This is a genomic window from Sorangium sp. So ce117, from assembly GCF_051524395.1.
GTDB classification, from domain to species: domain Bacteria; phylum Myxococcota_A; class Polyangia; order Polyangiales; family Polyangiaceae; genus Sorangium; species Sorangium cellulosum_B.
On the sequence record NZ_CP150309.1, the window covers coordinates 4282430 to 4301802 of the forward strand.

At 71.4% G+C, this 19373-nt stretch carries 13 protein-coding genes; 6 read left to right on the top strand and 7 right to left on the bottom strand.

The features are described 5' to 3' along the window. Positions 1-4: 4 nt before the first annotated feature. Together WMF46_RS16020 and WMF46_RS16025 are read right to left on the bottom strand one after the other, a co-directional pair. A complete protein-coding gene (locus WMF46_RS16020; RefSeq protein ID WP_437986394.1) occupies positions 5-2032 on the bottom strand; it encodes a DsbA family protein in 2028 nt (675 codons plus the stop codon). Positions 2033-2444: 412 nt separating this feature from the next. Then, on the bottom strand, positions 2445-2939 hold the full coding sequence (locus tag WMF46_RS16025; protein WP_437986395.1) for a hypothetical protein: 495 nt from the start codon (positions 2937-2939) through the stop codon (positions 2445-2447). A 291-nt stretch (positions 2940-3230) separates the two neighbouring features. On the opposite strand from WMF46_RS16025, the gene WMF46_RS16030 reads away from it, so the two are divergent. Then, positions 3231-6062 (top strand): protein kinase domain-containing protein, encoded by a 2832-nt coding sequence (locus WMF46_RS16030; RefSeq protein ID WP_437986396.1) that lies wholly within the window; start codon positions 3231-3233, stop codon positions 6060-6062. 65 nt (positions 6063-6127) lie between these two features. Continuing rightward, positions 6128-7633 carry an MATE family efflux transporter gene (locus WMF46_RS16035; RefSeq protein WP_437986397.1) on the top strand — a complete coding sequence of 502 codons (1506 nt, stop codon included), beginning with the start codon at positions 6128-6130 and terminating at the stop codon, positions 7631-7633. Positions 7634-7652: 19 nt separating this feature from the next. Here WMF46_RS16035 and WMF46_RS16040 read toward each other — a convergent pair whose 3' ends face one another. The 5 genes from WMF46_RS16040 to WMF46_RS16060 form a co-directional block, all read right to left on the bottom strand. Then, positions 7653-9722: a bifunctional aldolase/short-chain dehydrogenase gene (locus WMF46_RS16040; protein ID WP_437986398.1), complete on the bottom strand. Its 2070-nt coding sequence runs from the start codon at positions 9720-9722 to the stop codon at positions 7653-7655. A 46-nt stretch (positions 9723-9768) separates the two neighbouring features. Beyond that, the gene (gene ahcY, locus WMF46_RS16045) at positions 9769-11085 is read right to left on the bottom strand and encodes an adenosylhomocysteinase (RefSeq protein ID WP_437986399.1); all 1317 of its coding nucleotides are present in this window, start codon (positions 11083-11085) and stop codon (positions 9769-9771) included. Then, entirely contained in the window at positions 11075-12187 is a 1113-nt protein-coding gene (locus tag WMF46_RS16050) for an ArsR/SmtB family transcription factor (RefSeq protein ID WP_437986400.1), read from the bottom strand. Before WMF46_RS16050 ends, ahcY begins: the two co-directional genes overlap by 11 nt. A 266-nt stretch (positions 12188-12453) precedes the next feature. Continuing rightward, positions 12454-13749: a M16 family metallopeptidase gene (locus WMF46_RS16055; RefSeq protein ID WP_437986401.1), complete on the bottom strand. Its 1296-nt coding sequence runs from the start codon at positions 13747-13749 to the stop codon at positions 12454-12456. Then, complete coding sequence (locus WMF46_RS16060; protein WP_437986402.1) at positions 13746-15554, bottom strand: peptidylprolyl isomerase; 1809 nt, start codon at positions 15552-15554, stop codon at positions 13746-13748. Before WMF46_RS16060 ends, WMF46_RS16055 begins: the two co-directional genes overlap by 4 nt. Before the next feature lie 129 nt (positions 15555-15683). On the opposite strand from WMF46_RS16060, the gene WMF46_RS16065 reads away from it, so the two are divergent. The 4 genes from WMF46_RS16065 to WMF46_RS16080 all read left to right on the top strand — a co-directional run bounded on the left by WMF46_RS16065 (position 15684) and on the right by WMF46_RS16080 (position 19355). Beyond that, complete coding sequence (locus WMF46_RS16065; protein WP_437552823.1) at positions 15684-16193, top strand: hypothetical protein; 510 nt, start codon at positions 15684-15686, stop codon at positions 16191-16193. 121 nt (positions 16194-16314) lie between these two features. Next, complete coding sequence (locus WMF46_RS16070; RefSeq protein WP_373372243.1) at positions 16315-16698, top strand: PilZ domain-containing protein; 384 nt, start codon at positions 16315-16317, stop codon at positions 16696-16698. A 127-nt stretch (positions 16699-16825) separates the two neighbouring features. Further along, a complete protein-coding gene (locus WMF46_RS16075; protein ID WP_437986403.1) occupies positions 16826-17251 on the top strand; it encodes a hypothetical protein in 426 nt (141 codons plus the stop codon). A gap of 10 nt (positions 17252-17261) precedes the next feature. Further along, positions 17262-19355, top strand: coding sequence for an ATP-dependent DNA helicase (locus tag WMF46_RS16080; RefSeq protein WP_437986404.1), 2094 nt, complete (start codon positions 17262-17264; stop codon positions 19353-19355). The last annotated feature ends 18 nt before the right edge of the window (positions 19356-19373 follow it).

Consider the following 19373-nt stretch of genomic DNA (forward strand, 5'->3'; position numbering starts at 1 on the left):
CGGTTCACTTCGGCGCGGCGGGGGCGGCGGCCGGCTGCGTGGCGGGCGCCGGCCTCTTGGCGGGCAGCCCGGCGGGAGCGGTCTCGCCGGCCTCCTTCATGGCCTTGTCGATGAGCTTCTTGAACTTCGAGAACGGCTGCGCGCCGCTGATGAAGTAGCCGTTCACGACGAACGCTGGCGTCCCGCTGATGCCCGCCTTGTCCGCCACGGAGTTCTCGGAGTCCACGAACGCCTTGTGGGTGTTCGCGTCGAGCGCCTTCTTGAACTTCGTCATGTCGAGGCCCTGCTCCTCGGCGTACTTCTCGAGCGAGGCGCGCGAGAAGGCGTCCGGCTGCCCCTGATTCTTGAAGAGCACCTCGTGGTACGCCCAGAACCCGGCGTTGCCCTTCTGCGTGTAGGCCTCCTGCGAGGCCTCGGACGCGAGCGGCGCGTTCTTGTGCATCGGCAGCGGCCGGTGGCGCCACACGATCTTCAGCTTGTCGCCGTAGGTCTTCGAGATCTGGGAGACCGTGTCCTCGACGCGCTTGCAGAACGGGCACTCGAAGTCCGAGAAGACCTGCATCACGACCTTGGCCTTCTCGCCGCCCTTCCACGGGCTGTTCGGCGCCGGGGCGGAGACCTCCTTGCGCTCGGGCGGCGGCGGCTCCTTGCCGTCCTTGATGATCTCGGCGTAGAGGTCCTTGGCCGCGACGCCCTTGGCGAGCAGCGCCTCCGACTTCTTGATCTCCTCGTCGATGATCGTCTTGAACTTGTCGAGCGGCTGCGCGCCGACGAGCCGGCGGCCGTTGATGAAGAAGTGCGGGGTCCCGGACGCCTGCAGGTCGTCCGCGAGCTCCTGATCGGCGGCGATGGACGCGCCGAACTTCTTGGTGGCGATCGCGGCCTTCACCTTCTCGACGTCGAGCCCGAGCTCCTTGGCGTAGCCGAGCAGGTCGTCGTCGCTGAGCTTCTGCTGGTTCTTCCAGAGCAGGTAGTACGCGTCCCAGAAGCCCTTCTCGCCCTTCTGCGCGCGGGCCTCCATCGCGAGCTCAGCCGCAGGTTCGGCGCGCTGGTGGAACGGGAGCGGGTTGTTCTTCCAGACGACCCGGACCTTGTCCCCGTAGGTCGTGAGGATCTCGTCGAGGGTCGGGACGACCTTGGAGCAGAACGGGCACTGGAAGTCGGACCACTCGACGATGGTGACCAGCGCGGTGGCCGGGCCCTTCGCCGGCGCGTCGCCGACGGGCACCTTCCAGACGGTCTTGTCGTCCTCCTGCGGGCGCTCGCGGTCCTTCTGCGGCGGCGCCTTCGCCTTGTTCTCCGCGGCGAGCTTCGCGTACACCTTGTCGGGCTTGGTCCCGGCGGCGACCGCCGCCTGCGCGGACTTGAGCTGCTCGTCGATGACGGACGTGAACTTGTCGATCGGCTGAGCGCCGCTCAGGAACACGCCGTTGATGATCGAGGCGGGCGTGCCGGTGACGCCCGAGGTCTTGCCGACCGCCATGTCGGCGTCGATCTTGGCCATGTACTCCTGCCGATCGAACGCCGCCTTGAACTTCGCCCTGTCGACGCCGGCGTCGCCGGCCCACTTCTCGAAGTTCTCGGTCGTGAGGCTCTTCTGGTTCTGGAAGGCCAGCTCGTGGAACTTCCAGAAGGCCTTCGAGCCGCCGAGGCGGAACACGGTCTCGGCCGCGAGCGACGCCGGGCGCGCGTTCTTGTGGAAGGGGAGCGGGTTGTTCTTCCAGATGATGCGCAGCTTCTCGGGACCGTACTTGTCCTTGAGCTGGTTGATCGTCGTCTCGACCTTGCTGCAGAACGGACACTCGAAGTCGCTGAAGACGACCATCGTCACCGGCGCCGCCCGCGTGCCCCACATGGGGTCCTTCGACGAGACCGGGACCGCCGCGTCCTCGTCGGTCCACGGCTGACCGTCCTCGACGGTCGCCGAGATCTCATGCCCGCGCGAGCCGGCGCTCCGATCGATGCTCCACATCAGCCCCATCCCTGCGATGAAGCAGAGAAGAAAGCCGACGATGGCTGTTCCCTTGTTCATGATGTTTCCTCTCTCAACGTGGTGGGGCTCCGCCAGGCGGGCCCCTCCTTCAACGCGGGCGCGGCACCGGGTGCAGCGCCCGCGACAAGATCGCCAATCGTGACCTCCCGGGGCGGCGAGCCACCCCGGGCCGAGGGAGCCTCCGCCGCGTGCGCGCGGCGCAGCCCCCGGTGGAGCGCCAGGGCCGCTCTCGACCCCTCACGCCGGCGCCAGCGACCGGCCTCGGGCGCGGATGGCACGTCGCCCTCGAGAGGGCGAGTCCGCGCGACGTGGGACCGGACCAGCGCCTAGGAGGCTCGGGTCAGACCGGCAAGCGCTCCGGACCTCGCGGCAGCGCCGTCCTTGCGCCGAGAGCTGCGGTCCACGAGAGACCACGCGGCGCGATCGGGGGCGGGCTGCCGGCGAGCTCGCCTCATCGAGGCGGGTGGTAGACGCCCTGCGCGACGCCGGGACGCGGTCCTCCGGAGAGCGCCGCGAACGAGAAGAGCGAGACCGGCGCGTACGGGGCAGGGAGGACGAGGTCAGGAAGGAGCAACGCTTGCTGCGGGGCGCTGGAGAGCTCGCTCACAGGGCCGGGGTGCCGCGAGTTCGGCCCGACCATGGGCCCGCCATCGCTCCCAGCGCAGCCTGGCGCCGCGTCGATCCGCGCGTCGGTGATCGGGAGGGTGCGGGGCGGAGCGACCGAGGAAGCTCCGCGGGGATCGCAGATGGGCGCGTACCTCGTCTCGCCCGTCGCATCGTCGACGCTGGTCAAGACGGTGCACGACGGCTCGTCCGGCGGGGCGACGATCGTCATCCGGTCGTCCTCGCACACCGGGACGATCGCAGCGCGCGCTGTCAGCGGCAGGACCAGCGCCAACGCGAACGTCAGCACGGTCATCAGGCGCTGGACAGCGTGTCGCGACATCCCTCGCCAAGGATTAGCCGAGGCGTGCAGGGAGAGCAATGGCCCGGATCCCCGCGGGAACGCGCCACTTCGGGGTCTTCCTGGACGGATCCCGACGCTTCTCCAGGGTACCGCCCGGAGGACGCCACTTGTCGACAGGGTGTGGATAACTCTGTGGATAAGTTGAAGATCCCCTGTGTCGAAACGGTGGTTCGAGCGGCCCGCGCCAGCAGGAGCACGGGCGATTTCCGCGTCGCGCAGCGGTTCGCGCGAACTTGGCCCACCTTGTCCTACATCCGGTAGGTTCGCTTCATGGCGAACTCCTCCGCGACCGTGCCTCGCCCGGTTCCTCCGCCCTCGCATGAGCCCACCAAGAGCGGCTTCGCTGCGGACGATGTTCCCCGGCCGCTCGGCCGTTACGTGCTCCTGCGGCGCATCGCTCGGGGAGGCATGGGGGAGGTGTTCCTCGCCTCCACGACCGGGCTGGAGGGCGCCGAGCGCCCCGTCGTCGTGAAGATCATCCGCCGCGAGCACGCGTCCGATCCGAGCTACATCGCCCGCTTCCTGGACGAAGCGCGGGTGCAGGCGCAGCTCCAGCACTCCGGCGTCGCGCAGGTCATCGAGGCGGACGTCGACCCCGCGACGGGGGAGCCGTACGCGGTGGTCGAGCACGTCGAGGGCCGGAGCCTCGGCGAGGTCCGGGCCCGCGCCGTGCAGCTCGGGCACCGCTTCGACTGGGCGGAGGCGGTCGCGATCGCGACGATGATCGCCGAGGCGCTCGCCCACGTGCACGAGCGCAGGGACCCGTCGGGCGCCGCGCTCGCCATCGTCCACCGCGATCTGTCGCCGCAGAACGTGATGCTCGGCTTCGCCGGCGACGTGAAGATCATCGATTTCGGCACAGCCCGCGGGCAGAACCGGCGCTGCCACACGGTCGCGGGCGTCGTCTTCGCGAAGCCGGGCTACGTCGCGCCGGAGGTCGCCAACGGCGACCCGGGCGACGCGCGGGTCGATCTCTATGCGCTCGGGATCATGCTCTGGGAGCTGTGCGCGGGGCGCCGGTTCCTCCAGGGCGACGCGCAGACGCACATGGCCTCGGTCGCGCGCAACCAGAACGACCCGCCGCCGATCGCGCTGTCGCTCGGGGCCCCGTCGGCGCTCGACGCCGCCATCGGGCGGCTCACGGCCTTCGACCGCGAGGCCCGGTACCCGTCGAGCCGCGCCGCCGCGCGCGACCTCGCCGCGCTCCTAGGGGCGGCGGTCGCCCTGCCCGGCGGCGAACGCGGCGTGCGTGCGCGGGCCGCGCACCTGATGCAGCGCCTGTTCCCTGGCGAGCCGGGGCGCTCGCGCAGCGAGTTCGCGGCCCTCGTCGTCGCCGCCAAGGCCCATCGCGCCACGGCCGTCACGCCGGTGAGCCCGCGCGCCGAGGCCATGGCCTCCGCCGAGCGCGTGGACGACGGCACGCTGCCCGGCACGCGCTACCGGCTGCTGCGCGAGATCGGGACGGGCGCGAGCAGCACCGTCCACGAGGCGGAGCACGTCGATCTGGCGCGCCGCGTGGCGCTCAAGGTCGTCTCGGCGGAGCAGTCGGCGACCGACGTGATCGCGAGCCGCTTCCGCCGCGAGGCCCGCGTCCTCTCGCGCCTCTCCCACGAGCACCTCGTGAAGGTCCACGATTTCGGCATGGCCGCGGACGGCCGGCTGTTCTGCGCCATGGACCTCCTGGAGGGCGAGACGCTCGACGCCCTGCTCGTCCGCGGCGGCGCGATCGACTGGAGGGACGCGCTCGCGATGGCCGCCAAGGTGCTGAGCGCGCTCGAGCTCGCGCACGCCGAGGGGCTCGTTCACCGGGACATCAAGCCCGAGAACCTCTTCATGACGCGCCCGCGCGGCGCCGAGGGGGCGCTCTCCCTCGCGGACGCCGGCCTGAAGCTGCTCGACTTCGGGCTCGCGAAGCGCCTCGCCGACGATCGCGGCGAGGCCTGTGGCGTCGCGGACGAGACGGGCGCCGGCGAAGGGCCGGCCCGGGCCGCGGTCGCGATCGTCGGGACGCCCGAGTACATGGCCCCCGAGCAGGCCGCGTCGGGGCGCATCGACGGGCGCGCCGATCTCTACGCGCTCGGCTGCGTCCTCTACGAGATGCTCACGGGGCGCCTGCCGTTCGTCGAGCAGAGCCTCGTCGCGCTGATCGACGCGAAGATCAAGGGCAGCCCCGAGCGCCTCCGCGAGCGCGCGCCGACCCGGCAGATCCCGACGTTCGTCGACGATCTGGTGATGCGCGCGCTGGCCCGTCACCCGAGCGTCCGCTTCCAGAGCGCCGCCGAGATGCGAAAGGCCATCCTGGAGGCGCTGGGGCGACCTGCTCGCGCGCGCACCCGCCGCCGCGCGATCGGGTTCGCCGCGGTCGCCGCCGCGATGACGCTCGCGGGCGTGCTGGTCGTCGGCAAGGGGCGCGAGCTGGTGGCCCGTGTCCCCGCGGTCGCTGCGCTCGTCGGCGCTGCGGGCGAGGCGGCCGCGTCGTCGGGCGACGAGGCGCAGCCCGCTGCGCCGGCGGTCGCCGCGGAGGCGCTGGCGGCAGCTGCGGAGGCGCAGTCGCTCGCCGCAGCCGCGGAGGCGCCGGCGGGCGGCGCGATTGAGGCAGCTTCCTACGCGCCGGCGTCTGTCGCGGCAGCTCTCGCGGCGGCCAGCGCGCCAGGGCCTGGCGCGGCAGGGCAGGGGAGCGCCACATCTTCGGCCCTCGCGGCTGTGCCCGCCGGCTCCGATGCCGCCGCGCCCCGAGAGGGAGCCGCGCAGCCTGCGGCGGTCGTGTCGCCTCCGCAGGCCGCCATCGCGAAGAGCGACGCGGCGAAGCCGCCTGCGAGGGACGAGCCCGCCCGGCGCGCCTCGGCGATGACCGCGCGCGCGCCGGCGCCGAAGGCCGCCAAACCTGCGGCGCGCGTCGCGGCGGATCGCGCCTCCCGCGAGGTCGCGAAGCGCGAGCCGAAGGCGCGCGAGCGATCGTCCTCGTCCGCGGCGCGCGAGTCGGCCGCCCCGACACCCGCGCGTGGCGAGGCTGACACGGCGACGAAAGACGCGCACGAGGATCGCAGCGAAGCGAAGCGGCGCCGTCACAAGCGGCGGTCCCGGGTCGCGAAAGCGGAGTAGCCGCGCGTCGCGCGGCGCATTTCGCTCGCGCATGGGCTGCGGCGTTGTATACCGCGCAGCCTGCGATGGCTCAGATCGCCTTGTCCGCGCCGGGTTCGAACGCCGTTACTTCGGGCCCACCCCATCGCGCCATCCTGCGGCTCGCGCTGCCGACCGTGGCGGCGATGCTCACCCAGAGCATCGTCAACGAGGTCGACATCGTCTTCTTCGCGCACCTGCCGTGCCCCGAGTCCTCGAACGCGCACGCGGCGCTCTTGCCGTCGCTGATCGTCCTGTGGCTGTTCGGCGGCTCGCTCAGCGCGATCTCGGTCGGCACGCAGGCGTTCACGGCGCGCCGCTTCGCCGAGAATCGCCCCGGGGACGCGGGCGCGGTCCTCGCGAACGCCCTGTTCTTCGCGATCGTCGCCGGCGTCGTGTTCTCCGCGATCGGGTACCTGACGATGCCGTACATCCTGTCCGTCATCATCAAGGTGCCGGACGCGCGGCAGGCGGCGCTCGACTACCTCGGCTGGCGCCTGCTCGGCGTGACGTCGATGGCGGCGACGTTCGCGCTGAAGGCGTTCTTCGACGGGATCGGCAAGACGCACATCCACCTGGTCTCGGCCCTCGCGATGAACGCGCTGAACATCGTGCTCTGCCTCCTGCTCATCTTCGGCAACGCCTCGCTCGGCATCCCGAAGTACGGCATCGCCGGCGCGGGCATGGCCGGCTTCATCTCGACCTACGTCGGCCTCGCGATCATGCTCGCGTACGCGCTCCTGCCGGAGTACCGGCGCCGCTACCGCCCGTTCGCCACGAGCAAGCTCTCGGCCCCGCTCGTCTGGTCCATCCTCCGGCTGTCGATCCCTAGCGCCGTCGCGACCGTCGCGATCATGACGGGCTTCGCCCTCTTCTACGCGATCGCCAGCAAGCTCGACCAGGTCGCGCCGGCGGGCGTCGTCTCGCCGCTCTGTCCCGGCGGCCGCGCGGAGCCGGTGTACGGCGCCGCGACCACGGTGATCGTCGGCATCCTGAAGCTCACGTTCACGGCCTGCCTCGCCTTCGGCACGTCGACGGCGACGCTGGTCGCGCAGTCGCTCGGCGAGAAGGACGGCGACAAGGCCGCGCGCTTCGGCTGGACCAGCGTCCGGCTGGGGCTCGCGATCTTCGGCGTCGTCGGCCTGCTCGAGGCGATCTTCGCGCCGCAGATCCTCGCGTTCGCCAGCAGCAGCGAGCTCGTCCAGGCCGCGGCGCTCCGGCCGCTCCAGATCATGGGCATCTGCACGCCGCTCGTCGCGGTCGGCATGATCCTCACGCAGGCGCTCTTCGGCGCGGGCAACACGATGTTCGTGATGGTCGTGGAGCTCGTCCTGCACTTCACCTGCCTCGTCCCGCTGGCGTGGCTGCTCGGCATCACGCTCGGCTTCGGCCTGATGGGCATCTGGGGCGCCGGCGTCGTCTACGTGGTCCTCCTCGCCGCGACCATGGTGTGGAAGTTCCGCTCGGGGGACTGGAAGAAGATCCGGCTCGACGCCCAGAAGCCCCTCGACGAGGCCGTGCTCGGCGAGGGCGGCGGCGGGGCGAGCGCGTAGGGGCGCTGAGCCGACCGGCTCAGCGCGGGAAAGCGGCGGCGTTCCCGCCGTCGACGGTCACGACGCAGCCCGTCGTGGCCTCGGCGGTCGCGAGGTAGAGGAAGGCCTGCGCCACGTCCGCCGCGGTGGTCTCGCGCCGGAGCAGGTTGTCGCGGAAGTAGTCGTCGACGGAGACGTTGCGGGCGCGGGCGCGCGCCTCCAGCAAGCCGGCGCCGAAGAGCGCGGTGCGGATCCGGTCGGCGTTCACGGCGTTGGCCCGGATGCCCTGAGGCCCGAGGTCCACGGCGTACTGGCGCATCAGCGAGACGAGCGCCGCCTTGGCGACGCCGTAGGGGCCGAAATCGGGCCCCTGGTTGAACGCGCTCTTCGACGCGTTGAACAGGATCGCGCCGCCTGAGCCCTGCGCGAGCAGCACCCGCGCCGCCGCGCGGGCGACGTTCTGGTGGCCGAGCAGGTTCAGCTCGAGCGACGCGCACAGGGCCTCGTGCCCCTCGGACGTGTGGAGGGATCCAGAGAACGCGCGGCCGGCGTTCGACACGACGACGTCGACGCCGCCGAAGTGCGCCGCGCACTGCGCGAACGCGCGGTGCACGCTCGCCTCGCTGCGCACGTCGCAGGCGACCTTCATGCAACGGCCGCGGTAGCGGCCCCCGAGCTCGGCGGCGGCCTTCTCGAGCGACTCCTCGTCGCGATCGGCCAGCACCACGTGCGCCCCCGAGGCGAGGAACGCCGCCGCCGTCGCGTGGCCGATCCCCGAGGCGGCGCCCGTGATCAGCGCGATCCGTCGATCGAGCTGGCCCCGCTGGCCTGCGCCGAGCTTCAGCTTCGCCTGCTCGAGGCTCCAGTACTCCATGTCGAAGAGATCGAGCTCCGGGACCGGCTGGTACCCGCCGAGCGCCTCGGCGGCCTCGATCACGGAGACGGTATGCGCGTAGACGTCCGCGACGATCTCCGCCTCGGCGCGGGAGCCGCCCACGCACAGCGCGCCCGCCCCGGGGAACAGCAGCACCCGCGGGAACGGATCGAGCTCGTCGCGGACGACGCCCCGCGCCGCGCAGGAGCGGCGGAAGTACTCGTGGTACTCGTCCACGTACCTCGCGATGGCCTGCTCGACGGTCGCGCGGAAGCGCGCCGTGTCGGTGATGTCGTGGCCGTGGATGACGAGCGGCCGCGCCTTGGTGCGGATGACGTGATCCGGCGTGGCGCAGCCGATCTGCGAGACCCTGGCCAGATCGTCGCGCGCGCAGAACGCGAGCAGCTCCAGGCCGGTGCGGAGCGTGCAGACCCAGGGGCGCCCCGACGCGCGGGCGAGCGCTCCGCGGACGACCGGCCCGATGGCGGCCCGGAGGTCCGGATCCGCCACGACCGTGGGGTGCGAGACGATCACGCTGCGCTCGGCGATGTAGTGCTCGGCGCGCGTCACGGCGTCGATCATGCGCGTGTAGCTCTCCTCGGCCGTGTCTCCCCACGTGAAGACGCCGTGCTTGTCGAGGATCATCAGCGACGGGAGCGCCCCTCGGGCAAGGCGCTCCCGGACGAGCTCGGCGACGCGGCGGGCGAGCGCGAAGCCTGGCATGACGTACGGCACGAAGAGCGCGCCGTCCCCGTAGATCGCCTGGACGACCTCGGCCGAGCCGGGCTGATCGATGACCGCGAGCACCGCGTCCGCGTGCGTGTGATCGACGAACTTCGCGGGGATGATCGCGTGCAGCAGCGCCTCGACCGACGGCGTCGGGCTCGACGGATCCAGCATCTGGCCGCGCAGCAGCGCGACCATCTGCTCGTCGGTCATCGCCTCGAGCGCGCAAGCGCGCTGGAGCGGCGCGAGGCGGCACGCCGGGAAGCCGCGCGGCTCGATGGTCGCGAGGTCCCACCCGCTGCCCTTGATGAAGAGCACGTCGACGCGATCGCCGAGCAGGTCGACGGCCGTGCTCTTGACGCTCGTGTTCCCGCCCCCGTGGAGGACGAGCGACGGATCGGCGCCGAGCAGGCGGGAGGTGTAGACGCGGAGGGCGAGATCCTCGCCCCAGGTCGAGGCGTAGGTGTCGAGGGTGCGCTGGGCTTCGTCCTTGCTGTGGCGAGGATCCATCGATCGGCCGCCTACCCCAGCGGCGGAGGCGCCGAAAGCCCGCCGCTCAGTAGCGGTAGTTCTCGGCCTTGAAGGGGCCCTCGGCGGGGACGCCCAGGTACTTCGCCTGCCCCGACGTGAGCTGGGTCAGCTCGACCCCGAGCTTCGGCAGGTGCAGCGCCGCGACCTTCTCGTCGAGCTTCTTCGGCAGCAGGTGGACGCCGATCGTGTGCTTCTCGGTCCACAGGGCGATCTGCGCGAGGACCTGGTTGGAGAACGAGGTCGACATCACGAACGACGGGTGGCCGGTAGCGCACCCGAGGTTCACGAGCCGGCCGCGCGCGAGGACGATCAGCCGCTTGCCGTCCGGGAAGATGAAGTGATCGACCTGCGGCTTGATGCTCTCCTCCTTGATCTCGGGGTTCTTCTCGAGCCACGCGATCTGGATCTCGGAGTCGAAGTGCCCGATGTTGCAGAGGATCGCCTCGTCCTTCATCGCGATCATGTGCTCCGCCCGGACGACGTCCTCGCAGCCGGTCGCCGTGACGAAGATGTCGCCGACCGGGGCGACGGTCTCGAGGCGCTTCACCTCGTAGCCCTCCATCGCCGCCTGCAGCGCGCAGATCGGGTCGATCTCGGTGATGATCACGCGCGCCCCCAGGCCGCGCAGCGACTGGGCGCACCCCTTGCCGACGTCGCCGTAGCCGCACACGACGGCGACCTTGCCGGCGAACATCACGTCGGTGGCCCGCTTGATCCCGTCGCCCAGCGACTCGCGGCAGCCGTAGAGGTTGTCGAACTTGCTCTTGGTCACCGAGTCGTTGACGTTGATCGCGGGCACCTTCAGCTTGCCCGCGCGGTGCATCTCGTAGAGCCGGTGCACGCCGGTCGTCGTCTCCTCGGAGAGCCCGCGGATCGGGTCGGCGCCGGTGAAGAGCTCCGGGTGCTTCTCGTGGGCGACGATCGTGAGATCGCCGCCGTCGTCGAGGATCATGTTGGGCCCCTTGCCGCCCTTGAAGGCGTAGAGCTGCTGCTCGATGCACCAGTCGTACTCCTCGAGGGTCTCGCCCTTCCACGCGAAGACCGGGATGCCGGCCGCCGCGATCGCCGCCGCCGCGTGGTCCTGCGTCGAGTAGATGTTGCAGCTCGTCCAGGTGACCTCCGCGCCGAGGGCCACCAGCGTCTCGATCAGCACCGCGGTCTGGATCGTCATGTGGAGGCAGCCGGCGACGCGCGCGCCCTTGAGCGGCTGCGTCGGGCCGTACTCCGCCCTGAGCGCCATCAGCCCGGGCATCTCCTTCTCGGCGATGCGGATCTCCTTGCGACCCCAGTCCGCGAGCGTGATGTCGGCGACCTTGTAGGAGAGCTTCTTCTCAGCAGTCATGGTGTCCCTTTGCCTTTTCGGTGAATGCGCTTGTGCGCGCGCCGCGCCAGCCGACGAGCAGCTGCCAAACCAGGTGTCGATCCGGGCCTTCGCCCTGCCATGCGGACGGCAGCCGCCGGAGCTCGACGCCGGAGAGCCCGGCCTCCTCGGCGAGGCCTCGGAGGTCGCCCGGCGGGAAGCCGAGCCAGATGTCCGCCTCCTGCTCCCGGAGGGCCTGATCGTGGTGCGCCTCGTAATCGAGCACGCACACCGCGCCCCCGCGGACGTGAGCGCCGTCGCCGCGGCCGGGCGCGGCCGGCCGCGCGAGCTCGACGAGCGCGCGCATCGCCTTCGCCGGCTGAGGCGCGTGGTGCAGCACGCGCGCCGCGAAGACAACGTCGGCGCCCCCGGAGAGGGCCTCGCCCGCCTCCGGAGGATCGCCGCCGAGCGCGCGCGCCACGGCCCGGATCACCTCGGGCCCGTCGATCTCGCCGCACACCAGCTCGACGTTCTCGAGGCTGCGCCGCCGCAGGCGCTCCCCGGCGAGCTGCAGCTGCGCGCTCGCGCGATCGAGCGCGACGACGCGATCGAAGACGGGCGACAGCACCTCGAGCAGCGCCCCGTCGCCGGTGCCCGCGTCGACCGCCAGCCGCCGGTGGGGCAGGAGCGGCGCGAGCGCCGCGAGGTAGGCGGCGAGCTCGGCCGGCGGCCCCGGGCGCAACGGCCGCCCGCCGCGCGCGAAGAACTCGCGCGTCTCGGCGTCGCGCGCGGCCAGCACCTCCTCGACGCGCGCGAGCGTCCCGTCCGCCGCGCACGCGCGCTGGCCCGCGCGCACCGCGTCGTCGACCACGGGATCGGTCGTCGCGCGCGGATCCAGGCGGAGCAGCGTCCACGTCCCCTGGCGCCTGGCGAGCAGGATCCCCGCCTCACGGAGCGCGGCCGCGTGGCGCGAGATCTTCGGCTGGCCCTCGCGGAGCAGCTCGGCCAGCTCCCCGACGGCGAGCTCCTCCGCCGCGGCCAGGCCGAGGAGCCGCACTCGCACCGGATCCGCCAGCAGCCGGTACAGCTCGCACCGCGCGACCGCCTCCTCCGGCTGGGCCGGCGTCTCTGCGACCGAGACCATCGCTCATCTATATGTGTTAATGCGCATAAATGCAAATAGTTTGAGCAAGGCCTTGAACGCGCTCGGTTCGCCGAGAAGGCCCGGCTGACATGTGTGCCGGGGCACCCTCGGGGCGCGCGGCGGGGCAGGCTCCCGTGCAGCGGGCAGCCGTGGCCAGCCAAGCCCACGGGGGCGCCCTTCAACGGCCGCCTCCTTACCGGGGCTCCTTCTGCTTTCTCTTCGATCGCCGCTGTCGTGGTGCGCCGCGGCTCCTGGCTCGCGCTGGGTCAACCGAACGAGCGGACGGCCTTCTCCAGCTTCGCCTCTTCCGAGGAGCGGAGCAGGCCCACGGCCACCACGGTGAGGCGCTCCGGCCGGAACAGCATGCGCGCGGCATCGCGCACATCGGCGACGCTGACGCGCGCGAGCTCCTCGTGCCGCGCCTCCGGGGTGCGCGTGATGTCGGCGAGCGCGGCGAGCCCATGGAAGCCGGCGGTCGCCTCGGCGTCGTCGAGCATCGCCTCCACCGACCAGAGGTGGCGGTCGCGCGCCTTGGCGAGCTCGTCCTCGCGCGGGCCGACCTCGGCGAGCTCGCGGAGCAGCGCGAAGATCTCCCGGACCACTACGGTCGCGCGGTCGTGCTGGACGCCCGCGGCGATGTCGACGACCCCGTCGTCCTCGTAGGCCTCGAACATCCCCGACACGTCGTAGCAGAGGCCCAGCCGATCGCAGATCCGCTCGTACAGCCGCGTCGACATGCCGTCGTCGAGGACGCGGAGCAGCATCTCCACGGCGGGCTCGCGCGGATCGCGCTCGCTCACGCCCCGGAACGCGATCCGCAGATCGGTCTGGCTCGACTGGTTCTCGATGAAGCGGAACCTCGGCTTCTTCTGCCCGTTGGGCGGCGGCGCGGCGGGCACCTGCTCGCCGCGCGGCAGGGCGCCGAAGTGCCGCTCGGCGACCCGCGCGCACGCCTCGGGATCGAGCCGCCCCGCGAGGCAGAGCACCGCGTTCGCCGTCGTGTAGTGCCGGGCGTGGTGGGCGCGCAGCATCGGCTCGTCAAAGCGGTCGAGCGCCTCGATGTCGCCCGTGATCGTGAACCCGAGCGGGTGTCGCTCGTACATGAGCGCGCGCGCGTTGTTGTCCGCGTCGATGTCGCGCCCCTCGTCGTCGAGGTCCTCGAGGATCTCCTCGCGCACGATGCCGCGCTCGACCTCGATCGCGGTGAAGCGAGGCGACGTGGCCACCTCGCCCAGCAGGGCGAGCACCGGCTCCAGGTTCGTCGGCGGCACCGAGATGCTCATCACGCCGTGGTCGACGTGGGTCGCCGCGTAGAGCGTCCCTCCGAGGCGCTCGAAGGCGAGCGCCTGCGCGTGCGCGGTCGGCAGCGTCGGCGTCCCCCGGAACACCATGTGCTCCAGGAAGTGAGAGATCCCGTTGTTCTGCTGGCTCTCGAACCGCGAGCCGACGCGCAGGTAGAGCGAGGCGACCGCCCGGTGGACGTGCGGTTGCGGGACGAGGACGACCTTGAGGCCGTTCGAGAGGACGACGTCGCGCGCGTCACGCAGCGGGAGCGACGTCATTCCCCCTCGTCTTCGAGCGGCAGCGGCGGCTCGCCGGAGCCGTCCTCGGCTGGCTTGGACTCCTTGAGGAGGTTCTGGTCGTACTTCACCTCGCTGCCGATCGTCGACTTCAGCCGGCGCACGTACCCGATGAGCGCGTCGTTCTGCTTCGCGGCGCGCATGGCCGACGTGTAGAACTCGCGATCCTTGTCCCACTGCTCCTGGCTCGCAGAGGTCTTCTCCTTGAGCTGGATCACCGCATAACCGTTCGCCAGCGCCACGACGTCCTTGGGCAGGTCGCCCGGCTTGTCGAGCTGGAAGGCGATGCGCGCGGCCTCGGTGCTGTCCCTCGCGTCGGCGATGGGCGAGCCGGAGACGTTGAACGGCAGGCTCGTCTCGACGGTGGGCCGGTTCGGGTGCGTCGCGATCGTGTAGGGAGCTCGCGCCTCCCCGGCCTCGGCCTGGCCACCCTCCTTCGCGCCCGCGTCCTTGTTGACGTCCTGCTTCGCCGCGCCGCCCGCCTTCGCGCCCGGCGCCGCGGCGCCCTCCTTCTCCTTCGCTTTCGCCGGCGTGAGCTGGGCCATGTACGCGGCGAGCGCGTCCTCCAGCGACTTGCCGCCCGCTGCGGCGGCGAGCACCTGCTTCGCGGCCTCGGCCGCGAGCCGCTCCGACTCGTGGGCGATGTAGAACTCGCGCGCCGTCTCCTGCCGGCCGATCTTCTCGGCCTCGGCGTCCTTCGCGATCTGCTCGAGCTTGATCACGTGGAAGCCGTCCTCGGTCTCGATGAGGTCGGACACATCGCCTGCCTTCATCTCGAAGAGCTTGTCCTCGACAGGCTTGCTCAGGCGCCCCTTGGCCACGCATCCGAGCTCGCCGCCGCGCGCCGCGCTCGGATCGTCGCTCGCGCTGCGGGCCACGTCGGCGAAGCTCTCGCCCTTCTTGAGGCGCTGGACCGCGCCCTCGATCCGCGCCTTCGCGGCGGCCTTGCCCGCCTCCGGCCCCTGCTCGGCCTCCTCGGGCGTCACCTCGACCCTGAGGACTCGGGCGACGCGGCACTCGGGCTGATACTGCGCCTTCCGCCCCTCCCAGGCCTTGTCGAGCTCTTCTTTGTTGTTGTCGGCCCAGGCCTGGATCGCCTTCTCCGACGTGTCCACGATGAGATCGCTGTAGAAGCGCCGGTCGAAGCGCACATAGGCGAGCGTCCTCGTGGATTTCTCGCGCGAGAACTGCTCGAACGCCTCATTCTCGCCGACCCGGACCCGCGCCCGGATGAGCTCGCGCATCCGGGCGGCGATGAGCTCCTTCCGCTGGTAATCGCGGAAGTCCGTGGGGCTCATCTTCGTGATGTTCCGGATCTGCTTCTCGTACTGCTTGTTGTCGAATTTCTTCGTTTGCCGGTTGCGGACGTCCAGGTAGCGAGTGAGGTCTTCCCGGAGGCTGAGGGCGTAACCGACCTGGCGGATCTTGTCTGCCGGGAGCGAGACATGCACCCTGCCAGCCACGAGCTCGTTCGTGAGCTCGTCGTCCGAGACGCTGATCCCGAGGCGCTTCGCGTCCTCGTTGAGGAGCCACCGCTCGTAGAGCCCCTCCGCCGTGAGCCGCCGGTAACCCATCGCCCGGAGGCGGTTTTCGTCGGGGCTCCGCATCGCGAGCAGGTTCTTCGACGCGTTGAAGTCGATCGAGGAGATGCAGCTGCCTCGGACCTCGACGGCACAGGTGTTCCCGGTCGACTGCACGGGACCCGTGCTCGGGCGGAACTGGACGATGAAGACGACGGCGATCGCGATGATGATGGCGGCGCCGAAGATTTGGCTCAGTCTGTTCACGAAGGGCTCGCTCCCGGGGCGTGCGCCGCTCGCTCTTCGAGCGGCCTCCCGCCTTGGCCTGGCGCGGCATAGCACGGCGTCGACGGCGTGTCTTTACGGCGGTCGGGAGCGGGGCTAGGGGCACATGCCATGGCAAGCTCGAAGTCACACCTCCCCGATTGCGGCCTCTACCTGACGACAAAGCCGCTCCCCGGACACGAGGACAAGGTGCCTGCTGGCACCATCGTCTCCTTCCACAACCACTCGGACAACGGTCTGCCGACGGTGACGACGCCCGACCACAACGTTCACAACCGCTGGCACTTCCACGGCCCTGCCGTCGCGTTCCGGGGCACGACGTGGGCAGACTCCCTGCAGCGCCTCCCCGCCGAAGGGTTCTACACGCTTCGCAAGGAGCTCGCGTTCGACGGCGGCAACTGGCCGAAGGGCACGCTCGTGCAGCTCGGTTACACGCAGGCGGGCATGCCTATCCTGTTCATCGCCCGTGTGCGTTCGCGGCTTCAGGAGAACGACCTCTTCTTCTCCGACAAGGGCGTAGGCATCAAGCGCGAGCAGCTTTCCCTGCTCGAGCCCGTCTCCGTCTTCGAGGAGCCGAGCGACGGCTCCGGCCACCAGCCCGATCACGCCGACGCGCACTGAGGGCCGCCGTAGAGGGCGCATCCTCGTGCACCGCGCAGGACGCAGCTCCCGTCCATACTGAATATCGACCGGAGCTCACATTTCTGTCCCCGGGCACGGCGTGTGCTTGTAATTTTCTTTCGTGATTCGACGCAGAACCCTCACACCCCCGTCACTCCAGATTCCGCCTGAGCTCCTGGCCAACCGTCGCAGGAGCCCACGCCGTGAGCTGAGCGAGCGGGTACGCCTGGAGACCGGCGAGCGCGCCGTCGCCGGCTGGACGCTGAACGTGAGCGTCGGCGGGCTCAGGGTGGTGATAGAAAATTCACTCGATCCCGGTACCGAGCTAACGGTCTGGCTCGACGGTAGAAGCCCGCGTCCGGGTAGGATAATGTGGGTCCAGGACGAGCCCGATGGATCGATCGTGGGGGTGTGCTTCCTGGATGGCCTGGAGGATCGGGAGGGCATCAACGGTCTGGGGGGCCTGGAAGGAGGCCCCTCGAGGTCGCCGCGATCGAGCTCCTGAGCGCACAGGAGCGCGCCGGCGCGCCAGAGCGCCACACGGGGTCGGCGCTGTCGGCTTGACGAGGCACCCGCAATTTTGCGATGGATGTTCCTGCTGACAGCTGGGGGTAGCCGGAAACCAGCGGAAGATGCCGACACCCGCGGAGATAAAGAAGGCCCTGCTCCAGGCCGGATTCGAGGTCTACCGCACCCGGGGCGACGCCGTGCAGGTCGCGGAGCGGGTGCGGGAGAACCTCCTCATGGACTCGGGGATCGTCGTGGGCGCCGAGCCGCTGCGGGTCGGGTTTGTCGTGCGCGCCCAGCGCAACGACTTCCCGGGTGCGGCGGACGAGCTGCTCTTCGAGCGCGCGCGCGGGATGGCCGAGCCTGCCGTGGCGCGTGGCTACACCGAGGCCGAGGCCGCCCTCCGCCACGTCCGCGACCCCGGCGACGCCGAGCGGACGCTCGATACGTGGTGCGAGGTCCACTTCGAGAAGCGCGTGGCGTCGCTCGAGCTCGCCGTCAGCGAGGTGGGGTTCGCCCTCTCGCTGGAGAAGACCGCCCCGCCGCGCTGAGCGGTACGCGATGCCCTTCGACCGCGCCGCGAGCCTGCTCGGGCCGTCGGGCCCGTTCGCGCGCGGCCTGGACGGGTACGAGGACCGACAGGGGCAGGTGGCGATGGCGAGCGCCGTCGAGCGGGCGCTCGCGGAGGACCGCATCCTCCTCTGCGAGGCGGGCACCGGGACGGGCAAGACGCTCGCCTACCTGGTGCCCGCGATCCTGAGCGGTCGCAAGGTCGTCGTCTCGACCGCGACGAAGGCGCTCGAGGACCAGATCTACACGAAGGACCTGCCGCTCGTGGCCGAGCACCTCCGGCTGGATCCGCGCGCGGCGCTGGTGAAGGGGCTCGGCAACTACCTGTGCCTGCGGCGCTTCAGCGAGCTCCGGACCAGCCCCGGCGCGGGCGCCGGGATCGCGGGGCGCTCGCTGCCGCTGATCGAGGCGTGGGCGCAGGAGACCGAGATGGGCGACGTCGCGGAGCTCGCCCACCTCGCCGAGGGGGATCCGCTCTGGCGAGAGGTCGCGTCGTCCAGCGAGACGCGCCTCGGCGCCTCGTGCGAGTACTTCGAGAGGTGCTTCGTCACGCGGATGAAGCGCGACAGCGAGGCGGCGCGCCTCCTCGTCGTCAACCACCACCTCTTCTTCGCGGATCTCGCGCTGAAGATCGCCGGAGCGCGCCGCGGCTTCGCCGGCGCGGGCGCGCTCCCGCCGTACGATGCGGTCATCTTCGACGAGGCGCACCAGCTCGAGGACATCGCGACGGGCTTCTTCGGCGTCCGCGTCTCTCGCGCGCGGGTCGACTCGATGCTGCGCGACGCGGACCGGGCCTTCATCGCGTCGGGCCTCGCCGATCGCATCCTCGGGCGGGGCGAGGGGACGGCGATCACGGCCGTGGTGCGCGAGTCCGCGGACGCGCTCTTCGATCGGCTCGCCTCGCTGGGCGGCGCCGCCGGCGGCGGGGATCGCGGCGAAGCCCGGAGCCCGCTCGCCAGGGACGCCTGGTCCGGCGAGCTGCTCGACGCGTACCACCGCCTCGACGACCACCTCGAGGCGCTCGCGGCGTACGCGAGCGCGAACGCGATCAGCGAGGCGGTGCAGCTCGTCGGCAACCGCGCCGCGCAGCTGCGGGACGACGCGGCGCGGATCGTCGACCCCGCGACGAACCAGGTCACGTGGGTCGAGGTGCGCGGCCGCGCCGTCTCGTTCGGCGCGTCGCCGGTCGATCTCGGGGACATGCTGCGCGAGCACGTCTTCGAGCGGATCGGCGCCGTGGTGCTGACGAGCGCCACGCTGACGACGGGCGGCTCCGCCGGGGCGGGGTTCCGCTTCCTCCGCTCGCGGATGGGCCTCGACGAGGACGTGTCGGTCCCTGTCGACGAGCTCGAGGTCCCTTCGCCCTTCGACTACCCGACCGCCGCGCTGCTCTACACGCCGCGCGACCTCCCCGAGGCGACCGACGCGGCGTTCGTCGAGCGGGCCGCCGATCGCGCGGCCGAGCTCATCGGCATCACGGGCGGCGGCGCGTTCCTCCTCTGCACGTCGATCCGCGCCATGAACGCGCTCGCCGCGGCCCTCCGCGTCCGGCTCGGGCGCGCCGCGGCGGTGGCCCGCGCGGATGGGAGCGCTCCGGGGCGGCAGGCTCCGCTGCTCGTGCAGGGGGACGCGCCGAAGGGCGCGCTGCTACGCCGCTTCCGCGCAGAGCGGCACGCGGTGCTCGTCGCGACGATGAGCTTCTGGGAAGGCGTGGACGTCCCCGGCGAGGCCCTGCGCCTCGTGATCATCGAGAAGCTCCCGTTCGCGGTGCCGACCGATCCCGTCGTCGCGGCCCGGTGCACGGCGATCGAGCAGGGCGGCGGCAACCCGTTCATCGCCTACAGCGTGCCGCAGGCCGCGATCACCTTGAAGCAGGGCTTCGGCCGGCTGATCCGCGCGCGGACCGATCGCGGCATCGTCGCGATCCTGGACCGCAGGATCCGCACGCGCGGCTACGGCCGCGTGCTGCTCGACAGCTTGCCCGACGCACGCCGGACCGACCGCATCGAGGACGTGCGCGCCTTCTGGGCGGCCCACGCGGCCGACGCGGAAGCGGAGCGAGGCGGAGCGCCGGCGCGGACGTGAGGCGCGGCGCGAAGGGGC